Here is an 18,336-nt window from a genome sequence, read left to right on the forward strand (position 1 = left end):
CATAGATCAGGCTTATGGGTTCATAGGCACAGGGCGGGTACCGCGGTCGGAGCGCCGTTGACAGGGTGGCGTACGAGAGTCAGCTCCCCCGCACGCGCCGGGCCGCCTCACACGCCGGGTCACGCCTCGTGGACCTCGTTCGAAGGGAACCATTCATGCCCCGCCCTCTGCGGATCGCGATCGTCGGTGCCGGCCCCGCCGGGATCTACGCCGCCGACGCGCTCCTCAAGTCCGAGGCCGCCGTCGAACCCGGCGTCTCCATCGACCTCTTCGAGCGGATGCCCGCGCCGTTCGGGCTGATCCGGTACGGCGTCGCGCCCGACCACCCGCGGATCAAGGGCATCGTCACCGCCCTCCACCAGGTCCTCGACAAGCCGCAGATACGTCTGTTCGGAAATGTCGACTATCCGAGCGACATCGGCCTCGACGATCTGCACGAGTTCTACGACGCGGTGATCTTCTCCACGGGCGCGGACGCGGACCGGGCGCTGGACGTCCCCGGCATCGAGCTCGAGGGCTCGTACGGCGCCGCCGACTTCGTGTCCTGGTACGACGGGCACCCGGATGTGCCGCGGACGTGGCCGCTGGAGGCCGAGAAGGTCGCAGTACTCGGCGTCGGAAATGTCGCCCTCGACGTGGCCCGCGTTCTCGCGAAGACCGCGGACGAGCTGCTGCCGACCGAGATCCCGCCGAATGTGTACGACGGCCTGGCCGCCAACAAGGCGCTCGAGGTGCATGTGTTCGGCCGCCGTGGCCCCGCGCAGGCCAAGTTCAGCCCGATGGAGCTGCGGGAGCTCGACCACTCGCCGAACATCGAGGTCATCGTCGACCCCGAGGACATCGACTACGACGACGGCTCCATCGCCACCCGCCGCGCCAGCAAGCAGGCGGACATGGTCGCCAAGACGCTGGAGAACTGGGCGATCCGGGACGTCGGCGACCGCCCGCACAAGCTGTTCCTGCACTTCTTCGAGTCGCCCACGGAGGTCCTCGGTGAGGACGGCCGGGTGGTGGGGCTGCGTACGGAGCGGACGCGGCTGGACGGTACTGGCAATGTCACCGGCACGGGCGAGTTCCGCACGTGGGACGTGCAGTCCGTCTACCGCGCCGTCGGCTACCTCTCCGACGAACTGCCCAAGCTGCCCTTCGACTTCGTCACCGGCACCGTGCCGCACGAGGGCGGCCGGGTCATCGAGGGCGGCGAGCACCTGCCCTCCACGTATGTGACCGGATGGATCAAGCGCGGCCCGGTCGGCCTGATCGGCCACACCAAGGGCGACGCGAACGAGACTGTCGCACATCTGCTGGACGACCACGGCAACGGGCGGCTGCTCACGCCGGGCGCGCCCGGTGACGATGCGGTGGTCGACTTCCTCGAGGCCAAGGGTGTTGCCTACACGACGTGGGAGGGCTGGCACCGGCTGGACGCGGCGGAGCGGGCGCTGGGCGAGGCGGAGGGCCGCGAGCGGGTGAAGATCGTGGACCGCGAGGCGATGCTGCGGGCGAGCGGCGAACAGGGCTGAACGGGCCGAGCCCGCGGGCGCTGTTGAGCTCGGCGGCCGGCAGGGCACCGGGTTCGAGGGTCGCGAACCCGGGGAGTACGCGGAGCGCGGGAGTGGGTCAGAACGGCGTGCGCGCGGCGGCCAGCAGCCGCGCCGTGTCGTCCGCGCGCAGCTGCAGCGCCACGCCGACCGTCGTCAGCACCTCGCGCTCCGCCGGGCTGTACGGACCGTCCGCGAGGGCGATTCTCGCGCCCTGCAGCAGGATCGACTCTCGCCCCGCCGGGGCCAGATGGGGCGCCAGCGGCTCCAGCGCCTCGTGCAGCTCTATGGCGAGCGCCGCGCCATAGGGACCTGTGTCGGTGACGAAACGGCCGGTGTCCGCGGCGAGCGCCTCGATCAGGGCGGTGAGCTGGTCCTCGGTGCAGTCGTCGAGGCCGGCCGCGCGGACCGTGGCGACGGCGATCTCCCGGACCGTACGCGATGAGGTGCCGCCGGAGGCGAGGACGGCGAGCGCCACGGTGTGCACCGCGTCGCGCAGCATCGCGGAGAAGCGGCTGGTGGTGGGGTGGTCGAGGGCGTCCATGCCGAAGTGGGTGCGGCAGGCGGCGCATTCGACGACAGGACCGGCCGAGCCGCGCGGCAGCAGGGGGAGACCGAGGACGGTGAAGCGCCGACGGCCGGTACGGCGGCGGTAGTTGCGGTCGCCTCCGCAATCGGCGCAGAAGAACTCACCGTCGCCCACAGTGTTCCAAGAGGTATGAACGCCGCAGACCAGGAGTTTCCGGCCGAATAGCCCTTGGTCTCGCCGCACGTGGCACCTCCGTAACTCCCCCGTAGCCCTTCGGGCACGGGGGTGCCCCCACGGCAACATTGCCGCGTTGACGTGATGTTAGCCACATCAGTGATGTCACGTCAGCACCCCGGCGCCAGAACGCCAGGACATGGCCGATTCCGCGCCCTGCGCCCGCGCACAGCAATGGCCGGACGGGCTTGCTCAAGCCCGCCCGGCGATTGAGGGCAGAACACAGCAGCCCGCCCGGCGACTGAGGGCAGAACACAGCAGCCCGTCCGGCCATGGAGAACCGAGGTTCGGGGCGGAGCCCCGTGGTTGGGACTAACGCGTCGCCCGGTTGACGGCCGAGATGACCGCCTTCAGCGACGCACGCGTGGTGTTCGCGTCGATGCCGATGCCCCACAGCACCTTGCCGTCGATCGCGCACTCGATGTACGAGGCGGCCTGCGCGGACGCGCCCTCGCTCATTGTGTGCTCCTGGTAGTCCAGCAGCCGCGCGTCGATGCCGATGGCGTTCAGCGCCTCGAAGAAGGCGGAGATCGGTCCGTTGCCGACGCCGGTCAGCACGGTGTCGGCTCCGTCGACCGTGGCCTCCACGGTCAGCGTGTCCGTACCGTCCTTGTCGGTCGTGGTCTGGCCGGAACGCAGCTGGATACGGCCCCACCGGTTCGTCTCGGCGGGCAGGTACTCGTCCTGGAAGATCGCCCAGATCTCCTTGGGCGTGACCTCGCCGCCCTCGGCGTCCGTCTTCGCCTGGATTGTCTTGGAGAACTCGATCTGCATACGCCGCGGCAGGTCCAGCTTGTGCTCGTTCTTCAGGACGTACGCGATTCCGCCCTTGCCGGACTGCGAGTTGACCCGGATGACGGCCTCGTAGGAGCGGCCGACGTCCTTGGGGTCGATCGGCAGGTACGGGACGGCCCACTCGATGTCGTCGACCGTCCTGCCCTGCGCCTTGGCGTCGGCCTCCATGGCGTCGAAGCCCTTCTTGATGGCGTCCTGGTGGGAGCCGGAGAAGGACGTGTAGACCAGGTCGCCCGCGTAGGGGTGGCGCGGGTGGATCTCCATCTGGTTGCAGTACTCGGCCGTACGACGGATCTCGTCGATCTGCGAGAAGTCGATCTGCGGGTCCACGCCCTGGCTGAAGAGGTTCATGCCCAGCGTCACCAGGTCGACGTTGCCGGTGCGCTCGCCCTGCCCGAACAGGCAGCCCTCGATACGGTCCGCGCCCGCCATGATGGCCAGCTCGGCGGCGGCCACCGCGGTGCCGCGGTCGTTGTGCGGGTGCACGGACAGACAGACGTGCTCGCGGCGCGACAGATTGCGCGACATCCACTCGAAGCGGTCGGCGTGCGTGGACGGGGTCGAACGCTCAACGGTGGCAGGCAGGTTGAGGATGATCTCGCGGCCGGCCTCGGGCTGCCAGACGTCCATGACGGCCTCGCAGACCTCCAGGGCGAAGTCCAGCTCGGTGTCGGTGAAGATCTCGGGGCTGTACTGGTAGCCGAAGGCCGTCCGGTCGTCCAGCAGCTTTTCGGCGTACTCCATCACCAGACGGGTGCCGTCCACGGCGATCTGCTTGATGTCGTCCTTGGAGCCCCGGAAGACGACCCGGCGGAAGGTCGGTGCGGTCGCGTTGTACAGGTGCACGGTGGCGCGGTGCGCGCCGACCAGCGATTCCACGGTGCGCTCGATCAGGTCCTCACGGGCCTGCGTCAGGACGGAGATCGTCACGTCCTCGGGGATCGCGCCCTCGTCCTCGATGATCGAGCGTACGAAGTCGAAGTCGGTCTGACCGGAGGCCGGGAAGCCGACCTCGATCTCCTTGTAGCCCATGCGTACGAGCAGGTCGAACATCTCGCGCTTGCGGGCCGGCGACATCGGGTCGATCAGGGCCTGGTTGCCGTCGCGCAGGTCCGTCGACAGCCAGCGGGGGGCGACGGTGATCCGGCTGTTCGGCCAGGTGCGGTCGGGGATGTCCACGGCCTCGTAGCGGCCGTACTTGTGGATCGGCATCCCGGACGGCTGCTGAGTGTGGGTCGCGGTGGTGACGGGCGTGGGGCGACCGACAGAATTCTCGGACATTGCGCAGGGCTCCTCGGGGGTCCAGCAGTAGGACGGCCGACTGAGTCGAAGCAGCACCAGATCCCGCGGGGAGGGGGTCGGCCTACGACTACAGGCCCTCGCCGCGGCAGCTAAGAAGAAGCAGCCCAAAACGCATGATGCGGAGCAGCCTAACCGAGCGGCGCGGGTATGGCGGTGCCGTATCAGTATGCGGGACACAACTTCAGTTACGGGTAAACCGTGATCCTTCACTCCATTTCGTCAATCATGGTGGCAACTAGTGACAGCCTCATGACTCAGTGCCACAGTCCCGGCATGGACGCCAACGCCCGCCGGGTGAACCCGGTCTTCTGCACCATCGTGCCGCCCCATGTCCTCGACAAACTGGCCCGCGCCGAGGACCCCGCGATCGCCGGGCCCGCCGCCCGCACCCTCGAGCACGACGCCCTCCAGCGCACCCGCCGCCGGATCACGACGGTGCGCGGGCTCGCTCCGAGTGTGAGCGGCACTGTCTCGGACAAGCCCGACCGCACGATCTACGACGCCGGGCACCAGGAGACCGTGCCGGGCACGAAGGTGCACTCCGAGAGCGACGAGCCCGCCAAGGACGCCACGGTCAACCGCGCCCACGCGGGCCTCGGCGCGACCTTCGACCTGTTCCTCAAGGCGTACGGCCGGCACTCCATCGACGACTCCGGCCTGCCGCTGAACGCGACCGTCCACTACGGCGAGAAGTACGGCAACGCCTTCTGGGACGGCGAGCGGATGGTCTTCGGCGACGGCGACAACGATCTCTTCCTGGACTTCACGCTCCCCGTCGACGTGATCGGGCACGAGCTCACCCACGGCGTCACGCAGTACACGGCGAATCTGGAGTACTTCAGCCAGTCCGGGGCGCTGAACGAGTCCATGTCGGACGTCTTCGGCGCGCTGATCAAGCAGTACTCCCTCGGCCAGAGCGCCGACGCGGCCGACTGGCTGATCGGCGCGGGCCTGCTGGGCCCGAACGTGACGGGTGTCGCCCTGCGCTCGATGAAGGAGCCGGGCACGGCGTACGACGACGATGTACTCGGCAAGGACCCGCAGCCCGCGAGGATGGAGGACTACGTCAGAACGGGCCGGGACAACGGCGGCGTCCACATCAACTCGGGGATCCCGAACCACGCCTTCTACCTGGCCGCCACCGCACTGGGCGGCAATGCGTGGGAGCGCGCGGGGCGGATCTGGTACGACGTGCTGACGGGCGGCGAGCTGTCCACGACGGCCCGGTTCACCGACTTCGCACGGCTCACCGTGGCCGCGGCCCGCGCCCGCTTCGGCGAGGGCGAGGAACAGGAGGCGCTGCTGAAAGCGTGGTCCCAGGTCGGGGTGCCTACCAACTGAGCGGTTCTCGTACTAGACAGGACCCATGCGTATCCAGGTAAGGCGTACGGGCGGATTCGCCGGTATCGAGCGGTTCGCGGAGGTGGACACCTCGGGGCGGACCGATGCGGGCGAGTGGCACGCCCTGGCCGAGCAGGCGGTGGCCGGTGGCCGGCGGACGCCGCCGATCGGGGTGCCGGACGGGTTCAGCTACCAGATCACGGTGGACGGGCGCACGGTCTACTGCGCGGATCCGCGGCTGTCCGACGCGCAGCGGAAGCTGATCTCGCGGGTGCTCAAGGAAGGTGCGTGACCGGTTCTGACGACGTCATGGCCGGGCGCGCCACCTTTGGCCGCATGTCCTCAAACGCCGGACGGGCTGAAGTTCAGCCCCGCCGGCGTTTGAGGCGCGAGGTCCGGGGCGGAGCCCCGGTTACGGGACGGCCCGCGTCAGAAGCCGAGCTTCCGCAGTTGCTTCGGGTCCCGCTGCCAGTCCTTCGCGACCTTCACATGGAGGTCCAGGAAGACCGGCGTGCCCAGCAGCGCCTCGATGTGCTTGCGGGACTTCATGCCGACCTCCTTCAGGCGCTTGCCCTTCGGGCCGATGATGATGCCCTTCTGGCTCGGGCGCTCGATGTAGAGGTTCGCGTGGATGTCCAGCAGCGGCTTGTCCGCCGGGCGGTCCTCGCGGGGCAGCATCTCCTCGACCACCACCGCGATCGAGTGCGGCAGCTCGTCCCGTACGCCCTCCAGCGCGGCCTCGCGGATCAGCTCCGCGACCATGACCTGCTCGGGCTCGTCGGTGAGGTCGCCCTCCGGGTAGAGCGGGGGGCTCTCCGGGAGCAGCGGGATCAACAGGTCGGCCACCAGCTCGACCTGCTTGCCGGCGACCGCCGAGACCGGGACGATCTCCGCCCACTCCATGCCCAGCTCCTTGCCGAGCTGGTCGACGGCGATCAGCTGCTCGGCGAGGGTCTTGGAGTCGACGAGGTCGGTCTTGGTGACGATCGCGACCTTCGGGGTCTTCCTGATCCCCGCGAGCTCCTTGGCGATGAAGCGGTCACCGGGGCCGAGCTTCTCGTTCGCCGGCAGGCAGAAGCCGATCACGTCGACCTCGGCCCACGTGGTGCGCACGACGTCGTTGAGCCGCTCGCCGAGCAGCGTGCGCGGCTTGTGGAGTCCAGGGGTGTCGACCAGGATCAGCTGGGCCTCGGGGCGGTGCACGATGCCGCGCACGGTGTGCCGGGTCGTCTGCGGCCGGCTGGAGGTGATCGCCACCTTCTGGCCGACCAGAGCGTTCGTCAGGGTGGACTTGCCCGCGTTGGGGCGGCCCACGAAGCAGGCAAAGCCCGCCCGGTGGGGGGCGTTGTTCTCTTGGGTACGAGCGCTCATGGCGCCCATTGTCCCTGATGTCAGGAGCCCCGTGGTACGCGCGCCCTCACTCGCCTTGACCGCGCCCACACCCCGGTCCCCGCGAGCGCCGCCGCCAGCACCGCCGCGAGAAGCCACGGCAGCGCGAAGAAGGAGGCTCCGGCCGACTCGCGGACGTCCCGTGCGCTGGCCGTGAGCCTGACCTCGCCCCATTCGAGCTGGGGCGCGCCCGACCAGCGTTCGGTGAGCCGGATCTTCTGGCGCGGCAGCAGTTCGGACGGGATCTTCTTCAGATCGCGGCTGAGGAGATCGCGGCCGAAGAGGCCCTCGGCCTTGAGGGCGACCTTGGGGTTGAGGGTGACGTTGCCGCGGTTGTGGAGCGTGTACGAGATGAGCGCGCTGCTCTCGCCGGTGCCCGGGACCAGGGGCTGCGCGTGGGTGAGCGCGACGTCCTCGACGGAGAGCGCGGGCACGGTGGGACCGCCCACCCGCAGGTAGACCCGCGCGCCGACCGCCTGCTGGATGCCGACGGCGACCGGGCCGGTCGAGGGGCTGACGCGCTCGTCGAGGGCGACCAGGGCGCCGGGGTGGTCACCGGGCTCGGCGCCCTCGGGGACGGTGAGGGTGTACGGCACGGTGACGGAGCTGTTCGCCGGGACGGTGACGCGGTCGCGCTCGGGCCTGGCCCAGGCGCCGACGCCGCGCTGCTTCTCCTTCTGGGTGCGCACGGCGAAGCCGCCGTCCCGTTCGGTGTTGTACGCGTCGGCGGCGTACAGCCGGAAGGTCAGCGGGGCGTCGGTCTTGTTGGTGACCGTCACCCGGTCGGTGAGAGTGGTGCCGGGGTCGGCGGAGAGATAGAAGTACGGGCGCCCGCCGAGCTCCGAGGCGGCCGGGTAGACCGACCAGTTGCCGTTGTCGGCGGCGTGCGCGGCCGGAACGGCGCACAGCATGGTGATGAGACCCAGCAGGATGACGCACAGCTTGCGCATGGAGCCCCCAGGCTGATGACGGGCCGACCGGGTGCGCGCCCGGCCCGCCGTGTTTTCTGTGGCTCGGTTCACCTCCGGGGCGCTTCAGCGTGTGTCGACGGTCGATCGTGCTCGACCACTCGTTCCTCGCGGCCTCCGCGCGTTCTCCCTTTCGACACCCGCGCGCCCCTTCGGCTCACTCGCCGCGGTCAGGTGAGCGTGAGGGTCAGCACGCCGGAGTACGCGCCGGGTGCGGTGAACGCCGGTACGTCCAGCGAGACCTTCGCGTCCACGGTGAACTCGCCTCCGGTCAGCGCCCCGTTGGGGGTGGAGGCGAGGGTCGCGCCCGCGCTGCCGACCGGTCCCGCGGAGCCGGCCGCACAGGTGCTGGGACTGCCCTGCTTGGTGGTGCAGGCCGGCGTCCAGCCGAGCTTGCCGGCGTCGATCGTCCCGCCGGGCCCGGTGAAGTCGGTGACCTTGCCGGTCAGGGACCAGCCCGCGGGGCCACCCCGGAAGTCCTTGACCGTCACCGTCCTCAGATCGCCGGTGGCCGCCCCGCCCTTGCCGAAGTCGACCGCCGACAGGTCGACGGTGTCACCGGCCTGGGACATGGAGAGGGTGCCTGCCGCGACCGAGGCGTTGAGCTTCTGGCTGTTCCCGGGCAGCGGGGTGTCGTCGAGCACCGTGTACGCCGCCGGGCCCGCGCCCTTCTCCGCCGACCAGGCACTGCCCTCGTACGCGACGATGCCGGTGGTCGCCTTGTCGTTGACGGCGAGGCTTGCTGTGAAGCCGCCGGTGGCCGTGGCCTTGAAGGTCATCCGGTCGGCGGTCTCGGCGGCGCCGGCCCGGCCGACGACGGTGATGTCGGCGAGCGGAGTGAACTTGGCGCCGGTGACGGTGACCCGGTCACCGGGCTTGCCGGAGGCCGTGGCGAGCTGGATGGCGCGCTCGTTGGCCCCGGGGACGTCCGTCGCGGTGATCGTCTCGGAGACGGGCGCGGGCGGAGTGATGACCGTGCAGGGGGTGTCCAGCTCCATGATGTAGCTGGTGTGGATGTTGTAGTCGCCGGGCGAGAGGGTGATCGAGCCGGGCGCGGTGACCGTGAAGGTGCCGGTCATCGAGAACGGCGGGAACGCTCCCTTGCCGGGGACGGGCGGGTTCTTCTTGGGTCCGGTGACGGTGACGCCGCCGGCCTGGGCGCCGCCGAGGGCGACCTTGCCGCTGGGCGTCATGATGTCGGCCGGGAGTGCGAGGTCGACCGGGTTGCTGGCGGCGGGCTTGGTGACCGTGTAGGTGACCGTGACGGTGTCGCCCACCTTGGGGGTGGCGTTGTCGACGGTGATCTCGGCGGTCGTGGTGCCGTCGATGGGCGGGATGCCGGCGATGGGCGGCGGTACGCAGTGGGTTGCGAAGTCCACCGGCGCCGATGCGGCGGCCAGCGCGCTCGCGGGCGCGGCGAGCCATGCCGTACCGGCGACGAGTGCGAGCGCACCGGCAGCGGCGGTCCAGCGCCGATGCCGGCCGGTGGACCTTCGGGTGGCGGATCTTCGGGTGGCTGTAGCCATGATTGCCCCCTTCTGAGGAATGCAGGGGGCCATTGACGTGTGGTGGCCGAAAGAAGTCAATGGAATCGAAATGCGCTGTCTGATGACCCATCAGATACTGTCAAGATCCGCGTTTCCGCAGGCCGGAAGGGGAACCGGCGCCACCGCAAAAGTGACGCCGGTCCCTGTCACAGCGGCGCTGTCACACCTCGGCCGCAAGCGGCTCGCGGCTCGATCGCAAGGGGAAGTCCCGTGATTCTCAAGGGTCTTGTGAGGCCGGCTGGGCGCGGGTCGACCGCGTCAGCCCGCCGTCACCGAAGCCTTGAGCGTGCCGTCGGGACCGGCCAGCAGCACCGGGGTCGCGGGCCCGCCCAGGTCACGTACCGCCGCACGGTCCGCGTCGGAGGCGGCATCGGCGTCGGAGACGACGGCCGCGGCCTCCAGGGACTGCGCGCCGCTCGCCACCGCCATCGCCACCGCGGTCTGCAGCGCGCTGAGCTTCAGCGAGTCCAGCTCAACGGTCCCGGCGACGTACGTACGCCCGGTCTCGTCCCGTACCGCCGCGCCCTCGGCCACACCGTTGCGGGCCCGGGCGCTGCGCGCCAGCGTGATGATCTTGCGGTCCTCGGGGCCGAGACCGGTGCTCTGGGTCATGTCCCGAGCATAGATCGAAACGACGAGGGCCCCTCAGCCGGGACCCTCGCGCTGCGTCAGGGCCGGTCCAGGCGGAGACGGGTCGCCCTCGGCAGGCCCGCGACCACCAGGTCGTACGAGTCCTCGATCAGCTCCCGGACCATCCCGTCCGGGAGGTCCCGCACCGTCACCGTGTTCCAGTGGCGCTTGTTCATGTGGTAGCCCGGCACAATCCCCGCATGCTCCTCCCGCAGCCGCTCCGCGATCTCCGGCTCGCACTTGAGGTTCACCTTCAGCGGCTCGGCGTCCAGCCCGCTCAGCGCGAAGACTTTGCCGTGCACCTTGAACACCGAGGTCTCGGGCCCGAACGGGAACTCCTCCACCGCGGCGTTGAATTCCAGGCAGAAGGCCCTGAACTCCGCAGGCGTCACAGGGACTTCCTCTCCGCCGGCTCCGCCAGTACCGTGACGATCTTGTTCCGGCGGCCGGCCGGGGACTCCGCGGTCAGCCGCAGCGCGCGGCCGTCCGGCAGGTCAACCACCGCGGACGCGCCCGCGATCGGGACCCGGCCCAGGGCCTTCGCCAGCAGTCCGCCGACGGTCTCCACATCCTCGTCGTCGAACTCGTCGAGCCCGTACAGCTCACCCAGATCGTCGATGTCCAGGCGCGCCGTGACCCGGAAGCGGCCCTCGCCCAGCTCCTCGACCTGCGCCACCTCACGGTCGTACTCGTCGGTGATCTCGCCGACGATCTCCTCCAGAATGTCCTCGATCGTGACGATGCCGGCCGTGCCGCCGTACTCGTCGATGACGACCGCGACGTGATTGCGCTTCTGCTGCATCTCGCGCAGCAGATCACCCGCGTTCTTCGTGTCGGGCACGAACACCGCCGGCCGCATCGCCGTCGAGACCAGATCCGCCTCCGCGTCGCGGTTGATGTGCGTCTTGCGGACCAGGTCCTTCAGATACACGATGCCGACGATGTCGTCCTCGTTCTCCCCGGTGACGGGGATGCGCGAGAAGCCTGAGCGCAGTGCCAGCGTCAGCGCCTGCCGGATGGTCTTGTGCCGCTCGATGCAGACCAGGTCGGTACGCGGGACCATCACTTCGCGTACGAGGGTGTCGCCGAGCTCGAAGACGGAGTGCACCATCCGGCGCTCGTCGTCCTCGATCAGCGACTCCTGCTCGGCGAGGTCGACCATCGCCCGCAGCTCCGCCTCGCTCGCGAACGGGCCCTTGCGGAAGCCCTTTCCGGGCGTGAACGCGTTGCCGAGCAGGATCAGCAGCTGTGGGATCGGGCCCATGACGCGGGCGAGCGGGAGCAGGACGTACGCCGCGCCCGTGGCCGTGTTCAGCGGGTGCTGGCGGCCGATGGTGCGCGGCGAGACACCCACCGCGACATACGAGACGAGCACCATCACGCCGATGGCGACCAGCAGCGCCTGCCATGTCTCGGTGAACTCTTCCAGGCAGGCATAGGTGACCAGCACCCCGGCCGCCATCTCGCACGACACCCGGACCAGCAGGGCGACGTTGAGATACCGGGTCGGGTCGGCCGCGACCTGCTCCAGCTTGTCGGCGCCGCGGCGCCCGGAGCGTACGGCCTCGGCGGCCCGGAAGCTGGAGACGCGGGCGAGGCCCGCCTCCGCGCACGCCGCCAGCCAGGCGACGACGACCAGCAGAATCGCGCCGAAGACCAGTTGACCGGTCATGAGACGGTCGGCGCCGGCGACGGCCCTGTGAGCCCCTTCTCCGCTCGCCAGCCGTCGATGATCGCAGCCTGGAGGCCGAACATCTCCGCCTTCTCGTCCGGCTCCTCGTGGTCGTAACCCAGCAGATGCAGCACCCCATGGACGGTCAGGAGCTGGAGCTCCTCGTCCATGGAGTGCTGCGTCTCGGCCTCTTCGCCCTGCTTCTTGGCGACTTCGGGGCAGAGCACGATGTCACCGAGGAGCCCCTGCGGGGGCTCCTCGTCGTCCTTGACCGGCGGACGCAGCTCGTCCATCGGGAAGGACATGACATCGGTCGGACCGGGCAGGTCCATCCACTGGATGTGCAACTGCTCCATGGCGTTGTCGTCCACGACGATCACCGAGAGCTCGGAGAGCGAGTGGATGCGCATCCGCGCGAGGGCGTAGCGGGCGACATCGAGGATCGCCTGCTCGTCGACCTCGGTTCCGGACTCGTTGTTGACGTCGATCGACATGGTGCGCTGTTACTACTTCCCGTTCGCGTGCCCGTTTTGGTCGTCGTACTTCTCGTACGCGTCGACGATACGGCCGACGAGCTTGTGCCGTACGACATCCTCGCTCGTGAGCCGGGAGAAGTGCACGTCCTCGACGCCGTCCAGGATGCCCTGGACCTGGCGCAGTCCGCTCTTGGTGCCGTTCGGCAGGTCGACCTGGGTGACGTCACCTGTGACGACGATCTTCGAGTCGAAGCCGAGCCGGGTCAGGAACATCTTCATCTGCTCGGCGCTGGTGTTCTGCGCCTCGTCGAGGATGATGAACGCGTCGTTGAGCGTCCGGCCGCGCATGTACGCCAGGGGCGCGACCTCGATGGTGCCCGCCGCCATCAGCCGCGGGATCGAGTCGGGGTCGAGCATGTCGTGCAGCGCGTCGTAGAGCGGCCGCAGATACGGGTCGATCTTCTCGTAGAGGGTGCCGGGCAGGAAGCCGAGCCGCTCGCCCGCCTCCACGGCGGGACGGGTCAGGATGATCCGGGTGACCTGCTTGGACTGCAGGGCCTGGACCGCCTTCGCCATGGCGAGATACGTCTTGCCGGTACCGGCGGGGCCGATGCCGAACACGATCGTGTGCTTGTCGATCGCGTCGACGTACCGCTTCTGGTTGAGGGTCTTGGGACGGATGGTCCGGCCGCGGCTGGAGAGGATGTTCTGCGTGAGCACCTCGGCCGGGGTCTCGCCGCCGCCATTGCCGTTTTCGCCTGCTCTGAGCATGGCGATCGAGCGTTCCACCGCGTCCTCCGTCATCGGCTGCCCGGTGCGGAGCACGAGCATCATCTCGTCGAACAGGCGCTGGATCAGGGCGACTTCCACCGCGTCGCCGACTGCGCTCACCTGATTTCCCCGGACATGGATGTCGGCCGCCGGGAAGGCCTTCTCGATCACGCGCAGCAGGGCGTCACCCGAACCGAGGACCGTCACCATCGGATGCTTGGCGGGGACGGTGAAGTGGGCTCGCGCCTGCCCGGGCGCCGGGTTCTGGGCTGTAGGTGTCTGAGTCATGGGCCGGCTCTGTGGCCTGCACATACCTCCCGTTGCAGGGTTCTCGCTGCTCGACAACCTCTGGGACACCAAGCGTACGACCTGGCACTGACAAGGCCGAGGGCTTTTACGGCGGGCTTTGCGGCGGGCTTTGCTTTGCGGGGAGCGGGTGGGTGCGCGGGCTCAGAACGAGCGGCCGAAGCCGATGGTGGGCACGGCACGGCGCAGCGGCCAGGGCCTGGTGGGGGCGGGCAGGAGCGCCTCCAGGAAGGCGTACCTGCGCAGGGCGGCCGGGTCCTGGTCGTCGCAGCCCTGGACGTACTGCCACCAGGCCGCGACCTCCGACCAGCCGGGCGCGGAGAGCGAGCCGCCGAACTCCTGCACCGACAGGGCTGCGGTAAGCCCGCCGAAGGCGAGGCGGTCGGCGAGCGGCCAGCCCGCGAGGGTGCCGGTGACGAATCCGGCCACGAACACGTCCCCGGCGCCCGTCGGGTCGAGCGCCTCCACCGCGATGGCGGGAACCTGGGCGCTCTCGCCGGTGGCGCCGTCCACGGCGTACGCGCCCTCCGCACCCAGAGTGACGACGGCGAGCGGGACACGCTCGGTCAGGGCTCGGGCGGCGGCACGGGGGCATTCGGTGCGGGTGTAGCGCATCGCCTCTTCGGCGTTGGGCAGGAAGGCCTCGCAGTGCTCCAGGTCGGCGAGGTCGTCCGGGTCCCAGCGGCCGGTCTCGTCCCAGCCGACGTCGGCGAAGATGCGGGTGCCCTTGCGGGCGGCCTGGGCGATCCACTCGGCGCGGCCGGGTGTGAGGGAGGCGATGGCGGCCCTGGCGGGCGGCGGGCACTCGGGGTGGGCTCGGTGGGCGGGGCCTCGTGCCCGTGGGAGACCATCGTGCGCTCGCCCTCGTACGCCATGGAGACGGTGACGGACGAGTGCCAGCCGGGCACGGTGCGCGACAGCGAGAGGTCGATGCCCTCGCCCTGCTCGAGGGCGTCCCAGCAGTACTCGCCGTAGTGGTCGTCCCCGAAGGCGGCGGCGAGAGAGGTCCGCAGCCCGAGCCGGGCGAGCGCGGTGGCCATGTTGGCGACGCCACCGGGGCTGGACCCCATGCCGCGGGCCCAGGACTCGGTGCCGCGGACGGGGGCGGAGTCGAGGCCGGTGAAGATGATGTCGAGGAAGACGTTGCCGGTGAGGTAGACGTCGCACGGGGGATCGGCCGGCGTCCGCAGCGCTGCGAGGGGGTCGAGGCAGGCGGCAGCGTGGTCCGGTCGCTCTCCGTGTCGAGTGGTCACCGTGCCGCTCCTGGTACGTGGTGCAGATCAGGCCCAGTCTGCCCCAAGTTCAGCCCTGCCGACGGTTGAGGCGCGGGGTCCGGGGCGGAGCCCCGGCAAGGGCCGAGCCCCGGCCTGGGCGTGGCTACCAGCGGGGGACCGGCGGGGACGTCCGGCCCGGCTCCGCCACCCGCATCGCCGCCGCGTCGTCGCGGTCCCGCATCGTGCCGTCGTCGTCGAGCCAGCGCCGGTGCAGGAAGGCCAGCCGCCGGCGGTCGAGCTCGACGCCGAGACCGGGAAGGTCGCTGACAGCCAGGCACCCGTCCTTGAAGTCGAGGCGCTCGGTGATCACGTCCTCGGTCTGCCACGGGTAGTGGCTGTCGCAGGCGTAGTCCAGGTTGGGGACAACCGCGGCGACATGCGTCATCGCGGCGAGGCTGATGCCCAGGTGGGTGTTGGAGTGCATGGACAGACCGACCCCGAACGTCCGGCAGATCGCGGCCAGTTCACGGGTGTTGCGCAGCCCGCCCCAGTAGTGGTGGTCGCAGAGGACGACCTGGACGGCCCCGCGCGCGAAGGCCTCCGGAATCTCCGCGAAGGTCGTCACGCACATGTTCGTCGCGAGCGGGACCTCGGTGCCGGCCGCGACCTGCACCATCCGCTCGGTGCCGCTCGCCGGGTCCTCCATGTACTCGAGTACGTCCCCCAGCTCCTCCGCGACCCTCAGCGAGGTCTCGACCGACCAGGCGCCGTTGGGGTCGAGTCGCAGCGGCTGACCGGGGAACGCCTCCGCCAGCGCGCGGACCGCCGCGATCTCCTCGTCCGGCTCGAAGACGCCGCCCTTGAGCTTGAAGGAGGCGAAGCCGTACTCGCGGGAGAAGCGCCGGGCCTGCGCGACGATGCCCGCCGGGTCGACCGCGGCGCCCCAGTCGTCGGACTCGCCCGCCCCGCCGGGGTGTTCGGCCCAGCGGTAGAAGAGGTACGCGCTGTAGTCGACGGCGTCACGCACCTTGCCGCCGAGCAGCGCGTGCACCGGCAGGCCCAGCGCCTTGCCGAGCGCGTCGAGGCAGGCGACCTCGAAGCCCGAGACGACCGAGAGCCGCAGCTTGTCGGCGGTCTGCACGCCGCGCAGGCCGCCGACGTCGACGGCGTCCGCGCCGGTGGCCTCGGGCGAGTCGCCGCACACCAGGTCCGCGAGCCGGTGCAGCCCGTTCACATCGCTGACCCGGCAGCCGGGCAGGGCGTCCGCCAACGGGGCCGCCAGATCAAGGTACTTGGTGTCGCCGTAGGTCTCGCCCACGCCGGTGATGCCGTCGGCCGTGACGACCTCGACGATCAGGCGCGGGGTGTACGGCTGGTGCACACCCTGCGTGTTGAGCAGTGGCGGGTCGGCGACGAGGACAGGGGTGAGCCGCACCTCACTGATCGTCAGGTCCTGCGTCATGCTGTGGCTCCTACGAGATCGAGTCCGTCCGCGAGCAGCCCTTCGAGGTGTGACGTACACGGATGAGAACTGAGATTAGATACGCGAATGTAGGCCGTCAATGGGACCAGGCACGCCGAACACGATCGCCGACTCGAGCCCCGCCGGCGATCGATGCGCGGGAGTCCGGGGGCAGCGCCCCCGGTTACGGGAAGTCATACGTCTCGACCTCCGCGATCAGACGCGCCCGCCGCTCCTCATCCCCCTCCAGGAACGACGCCACGAACGAATTCCGCGCCAGCTCCCGCAGCCGCTCCTCCCCCAGCCCCAGCGCCTCGTGCACCGCGTGGAACGTGTCGCCGACATAGCCGCCGAAGTACGCCGGGTCGTCGGAGTTCACCGTGCACAGCAGCCCCGCGTCCATCATCCGCGCCAGCGGGTGCTCCTCGAGGGTGTCGACCGCCCGCAGCCGGACGTTCGACAGCGGGCAGAGCGTCAGCGGAACCCGCTCCCGTACGAGCCGCTCCACCAGCTCCGGGTCCTCCATGCAGCGCAGCCCGTGGTCGATGCGCTCGACGCCCAGGACGTCCAGGGCCTCCCGGATGTACGCGGGCGGGCCCTCCTCGCCCGCGTGCGCCACCTTCCGCAGGCCGAGGGCGTCCGCCGCCTTGTACACCTCGCGGAACTTCGACGGCGGATGCCCCGCCTCCGCCGAGTCGAGGCCCACCGCCGCGATCCGGTGCAGATGCGGCTTCGCGGCGTCGAGCGTCTCCATCGCCGACTCCGCGGACTCGTCGCGCAGGAAGCACATGATCAGCAGGGTGGAGATGCCGTGCCGCTCCAGGCTGCGGTCGAGCGCGCGGGCCAGGCCCTCGATCACCGTGCCGATGGGGACGCCGCGGCTCGTGTGTGCCTGCGGGTCGAAGAAGATCTCCGCGTGACGCACGCCCTGCGTGGCCGCGCGCGCCAGATACGCCTCCGCGAGCTCGGCGAAGTCGTCCTCGGTGTGCAGCACGGCCATCAGCCCGTAGTACAGATCCAGGAAGGACTGCAGGTCCTGGAAGAGGTACGCGCGGCGCAGCTCCTCGGTGTCCTTGTACGGGAGCTCGACACCGTTGCGGGCAGCGAGCGTGAAGGCGAGCTCGGGTTCGAGGGTGCCTTCGATGTGGAGGTGGAGTTCTGCCTTGGGGAGGGACATTGCCCCATATTAGGTCGGCGTCCGCACTCAGGTCCGTTTGGGAACGGGGACCCGCCAGAGGTCCTTGGCGACGGTCAGCTCACCCTCGTAACCCGCCGCGCGCGCCTGCCGTTCGAAGTCGTCCGCGTCGCTGTAGCGCTGCGAGAAGTGCGTCAGCACGAGGTGCCGTACGCCCGCGTCGCGCGCCACCCGGGCCGCCTGCCCGGCGGTCAAGTGACCGTGGTCCGAGGCCAGTTGCTCGTCCTCGTCGAGGAAGGTGGACTCGATGACGAGCAGGTCGCACCCGTCCGCGAGCGCGTGCACGCCGTCGCAGAGCCTGGTGTCCATGACGAAGGCGAAACGCTGTCCGGGCCGTGCCTCGCTCACCTCGTGCAGCGTGACGCCGTTCACCTCGCCCTCGCGCTGCAGCCGGCCGACGTCCGGCCCCTTGATGCCGTGCGCGGCGAGCTTCTCGGGCAGCATGCGGCGGCCGTCGGGCTCGATGAGTCGGTAGCCGTACGACTCGACGGGATGCGAGAGCCTGCGCGCTTCGAGGGTGTACGCAGCCGTCCGGGCCAGTACGGCACCGTCCCCGCTCACCGGCTCCTGGCTCAGCGCCACCGTCTCGCGGTAGGCGGTGGCGTACCGCAGCCGGTCGAAGAAGCGCTGGCCGCTCGCCGGGTAGTGCGCGGCGACCGGGTGCGGGACCCGGTCGAGGTTGATCCGCTGGATCACCCCGGCGAGTCCGAGGGAGTGGTCGCCGTGGAAGTGCGTGACACAGATGCGGTTGATGTCGTACGCGGCGACACCGGCACGCAGCATCTGGCGCTGGGTGCCCTCGCCGGGGTCGAAGAGGATGCCCTCGCCGTCCCAGCGCAGCAGATAGCCGTTGTGGTTGCGGTGCCGGGTGGGTACCTGGCTGGCGGTGCCGAGCACCACCAATTCACGTACGGACAAGGCGGTTTACCTGCTGCCTGTTACTTGGTCCTTGGTGCCTGTCACG

Annotated in this window: 16 protein-coding genes and 1 pseudogene; 3 read left to right on the forward strand and 14 right to left on the reverse strand. The window is 70.0% G+C overall.

Annotation, left to right across the window (positions count from 1 at the left end):
- The first annotated feature begins 155 nt into the window (after window positions 1–155).
- Window positions 156–1,523, forward strand: coding sequence for an FAD-dependent oxidoreductase (locus tag SLUN_RS12780; protein ID WP_108148606.1), 1,368 nt, complete (start codon window positions 156–158; stop codon window positions 1,521–1,523).
- Window positions 1,524–1,620: 97 nt separating this feature from the next.
- Here SLUN_RS12780 and SLUN_RS12785 read toward each other — a convergent pair whose 3' ends face one another.
- Window positions 1,621–2,373, reverse strand: a complete 753-nt coding sequence (locus tag SLUN_RS12785; RefSeq protein ID WP_108148607.1) for a tellurite resistance TerB family protein — start codon at window positions 2,371–2,373, stop codon at window positions 1,621–1,623.
- A 243-nt stretch (window positions 2,374–2,616) separates the two neighbouring features.
- Entirely contained in the window at window positions 2,617–4,380 is a 1,764-nt protein-coding gene (gene leuA / locus SLUN_RS12790; protein ID WP_108148608.1) for a 2-isopropylmalate synthase, read from the reverse strand.
- A 294-nt stretch (window positions 4,381–4,674) separates the two neighbouring features.
- Here leuA and SLUN_RS12795 point away from each other — a divergent pair, with 294 nt between their 5' ends.
- Together SLUN_RS12795 and SLUN_RS12800 are read left to right on the forward strand one after the other, a co-directional pair.
- A complete protein-coding gene (locus SLUN_RS12795; protein WP_108148609.1) occupies window positions 4,675–5,742 on the forward strand; it encodes a M4 family metallopeptidase in 1,068 nt (355 codons plus the stop codon).
- A gap of 25 nt (window positions 5,743–5,767) precedes the next feature.
- A complete protein-coding gene (locus SLUN_RS12800; protein WP_108148610.1) occupies window positions 5,768–6,034 on the forward strand; it encodes a protealysin inhibitor emfourin in 267 nt (88 codons plus the stop codon).
- 137 nt (window positions 6,035–6,171) lie between these two features.
- On the opposite strand, the gene era is transcribed toward SLUN_RS12800, so the two are convergent.
- The 12 genes and pseudogenes from era to SLUN_RS12860 form a co-directional block, all read right to left on the reverse strand.
- A complete protein-coding gene (gene era, locus SLUN_RS12805) occupies window positions 6,172–7,122 on the reverse strand; it encodes a GTPase Era (RefSeq protein ID WP_108148611.1) in 951 nt (316 codons plus the stop codon).
- 11 nt (window positions 7,123–7,133) lie between these two features.
- Window positions 7,134–8,081 carry a WxL protein peptidoglycan domain-containing protein gene (locus SLUN_RS12810; protein ID WP_108148612.1) on the reverse strand — a complete coding sequence of 316 codons (948 nt, stop codon included), beginning with the start codon at window positions 8,079–8,081 and terminating at the stop codon, window positions 7,134–7,136.
- 188 nt (window positions 8,082–8,269) lie between these two features.
- Window positions 8,270–9,625 carry a beta-xylosidase gene (locus SLUN_RS12815; protein WP_108148613.1) on the reverse strand — a complete coding sequence of 452 codons (1,356 nt, stop codon included), beginning with the start codon at window positions 9,623–9,625 and terminating at the stop codon, window positions 8,270–8,272.
- Window positions 9,626–9,904: 279 nt separating this feature from the next.
- Window positions 9,905–10,258 carry a cytidine deaminase-like protein gene (locus SLUN_RS12820; RefSeq protein WP_108148614.1) on the reverse strand — a complete coding sequence of 118 codons (354 nt, stop codon included), beginning with the start codon at window positions 10,256–10,258 and terminating at the stop codon, window positions 9,905–9,907.
- Window positions 10,259–10,314: 56 nt separating this feature from the next.
- Window positions 10,315–10,668 (reverse strand): MmcQ/YjbR family DNA-binding protein, encoded by a 354-nt coding sequence (locus SLUN_RS12825; RefSeq protein ID WP_108148615.1) that lies wholly within the window; start codon window positions 10,666–10,668, stop codon window positions 10,315–10,317.
- A complete protein-coding gene (locus SLUN_RS12830; protein WP_108148616.1) occupies window positions 10,665–11,948 on the reverse strand; it encodes a hemolysin family protein in 1,284 nt (427 codons plus the stop codon). The genes SLUN_RS12825 and SLUN_RS12830 overlap by 4 nt, the downstream gene beginning before the upstream one ends.
- Window positions 11,945–12,442 (reverse strand): rRNA maturation RNase YbeY, encoded by a 498-nt coding sequence (gene ybeY / locus SLUN_RS12835; RefSeq protein ID WP_108148617.1) that lies wholly within the window; start codon window positions 12,440–12,442, stop codon window positions 11,945–11,947. The genes SLUN_RS12830 and ybeY overlap by 4 nt, the downstream gene beginning before the upstream one ends.
- 12 nt (window positions 12,443–12,454) lie before the next feature.
- Window positions 12,455–13,483, reverse strand: a complete 1,029-nt coding sequence (locus tag SLUN_RS12840; RefSeq protein WP_108148618.1) for a PhoH family protein — start codon at window positions 13,481–13,483, stop codon at window positions 12,455–12,457.
- Window positions 13,484–13,645: 162 nt separating this feature from the next.
- Window positions 13,646–14,754: pseudogene (locus SLUN_RS12845) on the reverse strand (carbohydrate kinase family protein).
- A gap of 124 nt (window positions 14,755–14,878) precedes the next feature.
- Window positions 14,879–16,177, reverse strand: a complete 1,299-nt coding sequence (locus tag SLUN_RS12850) for a glucarate dehydratase family protein (protein WP_108148619.1) — start codon at window positions 16,175–16,177, stop codon at window positions 14,879–14,881.
- A gap of 184 nt (window positions 16,178–16,361) precedes the next feature.
- Window positions 16,362–17,354 carry an adenosine deaminase gene (locus SLUN_RS12855; RefSeq protein ID WP_108148620.1) on the reverse strand — a complete coding sequence of 331 codons (993 nt, stop codon included), beginning with the start codon at window positions 17,352–17,354 and terminating at the stop codon, window positions 16,362–16,364.
- Window positions 17,355–17,381: 27 nt separating this feature from the next.
- A complete protein-coding gene (locus SLUN_RS12860; protein ID WP_108148621.1) occupies window positions 17,382–18,290 on the reverse strand; it encodes a ribonuclease Z in 909 nt (302 codons plus the stop codon).
- Window positions 18,291–18,336: the final 46 nt, after the last annotated feature.

It is taken from the genome of Streptomyces lunaelactis, from assembly GCF_003054555.1.
GTDB classification, from domain to species: domain Bacteria; phylum Actinomycetota; class Actinomycetes; order Streptomycetales; family Streptomycetaceae; genus Streptomyces; species Streptomyces lunaelactis.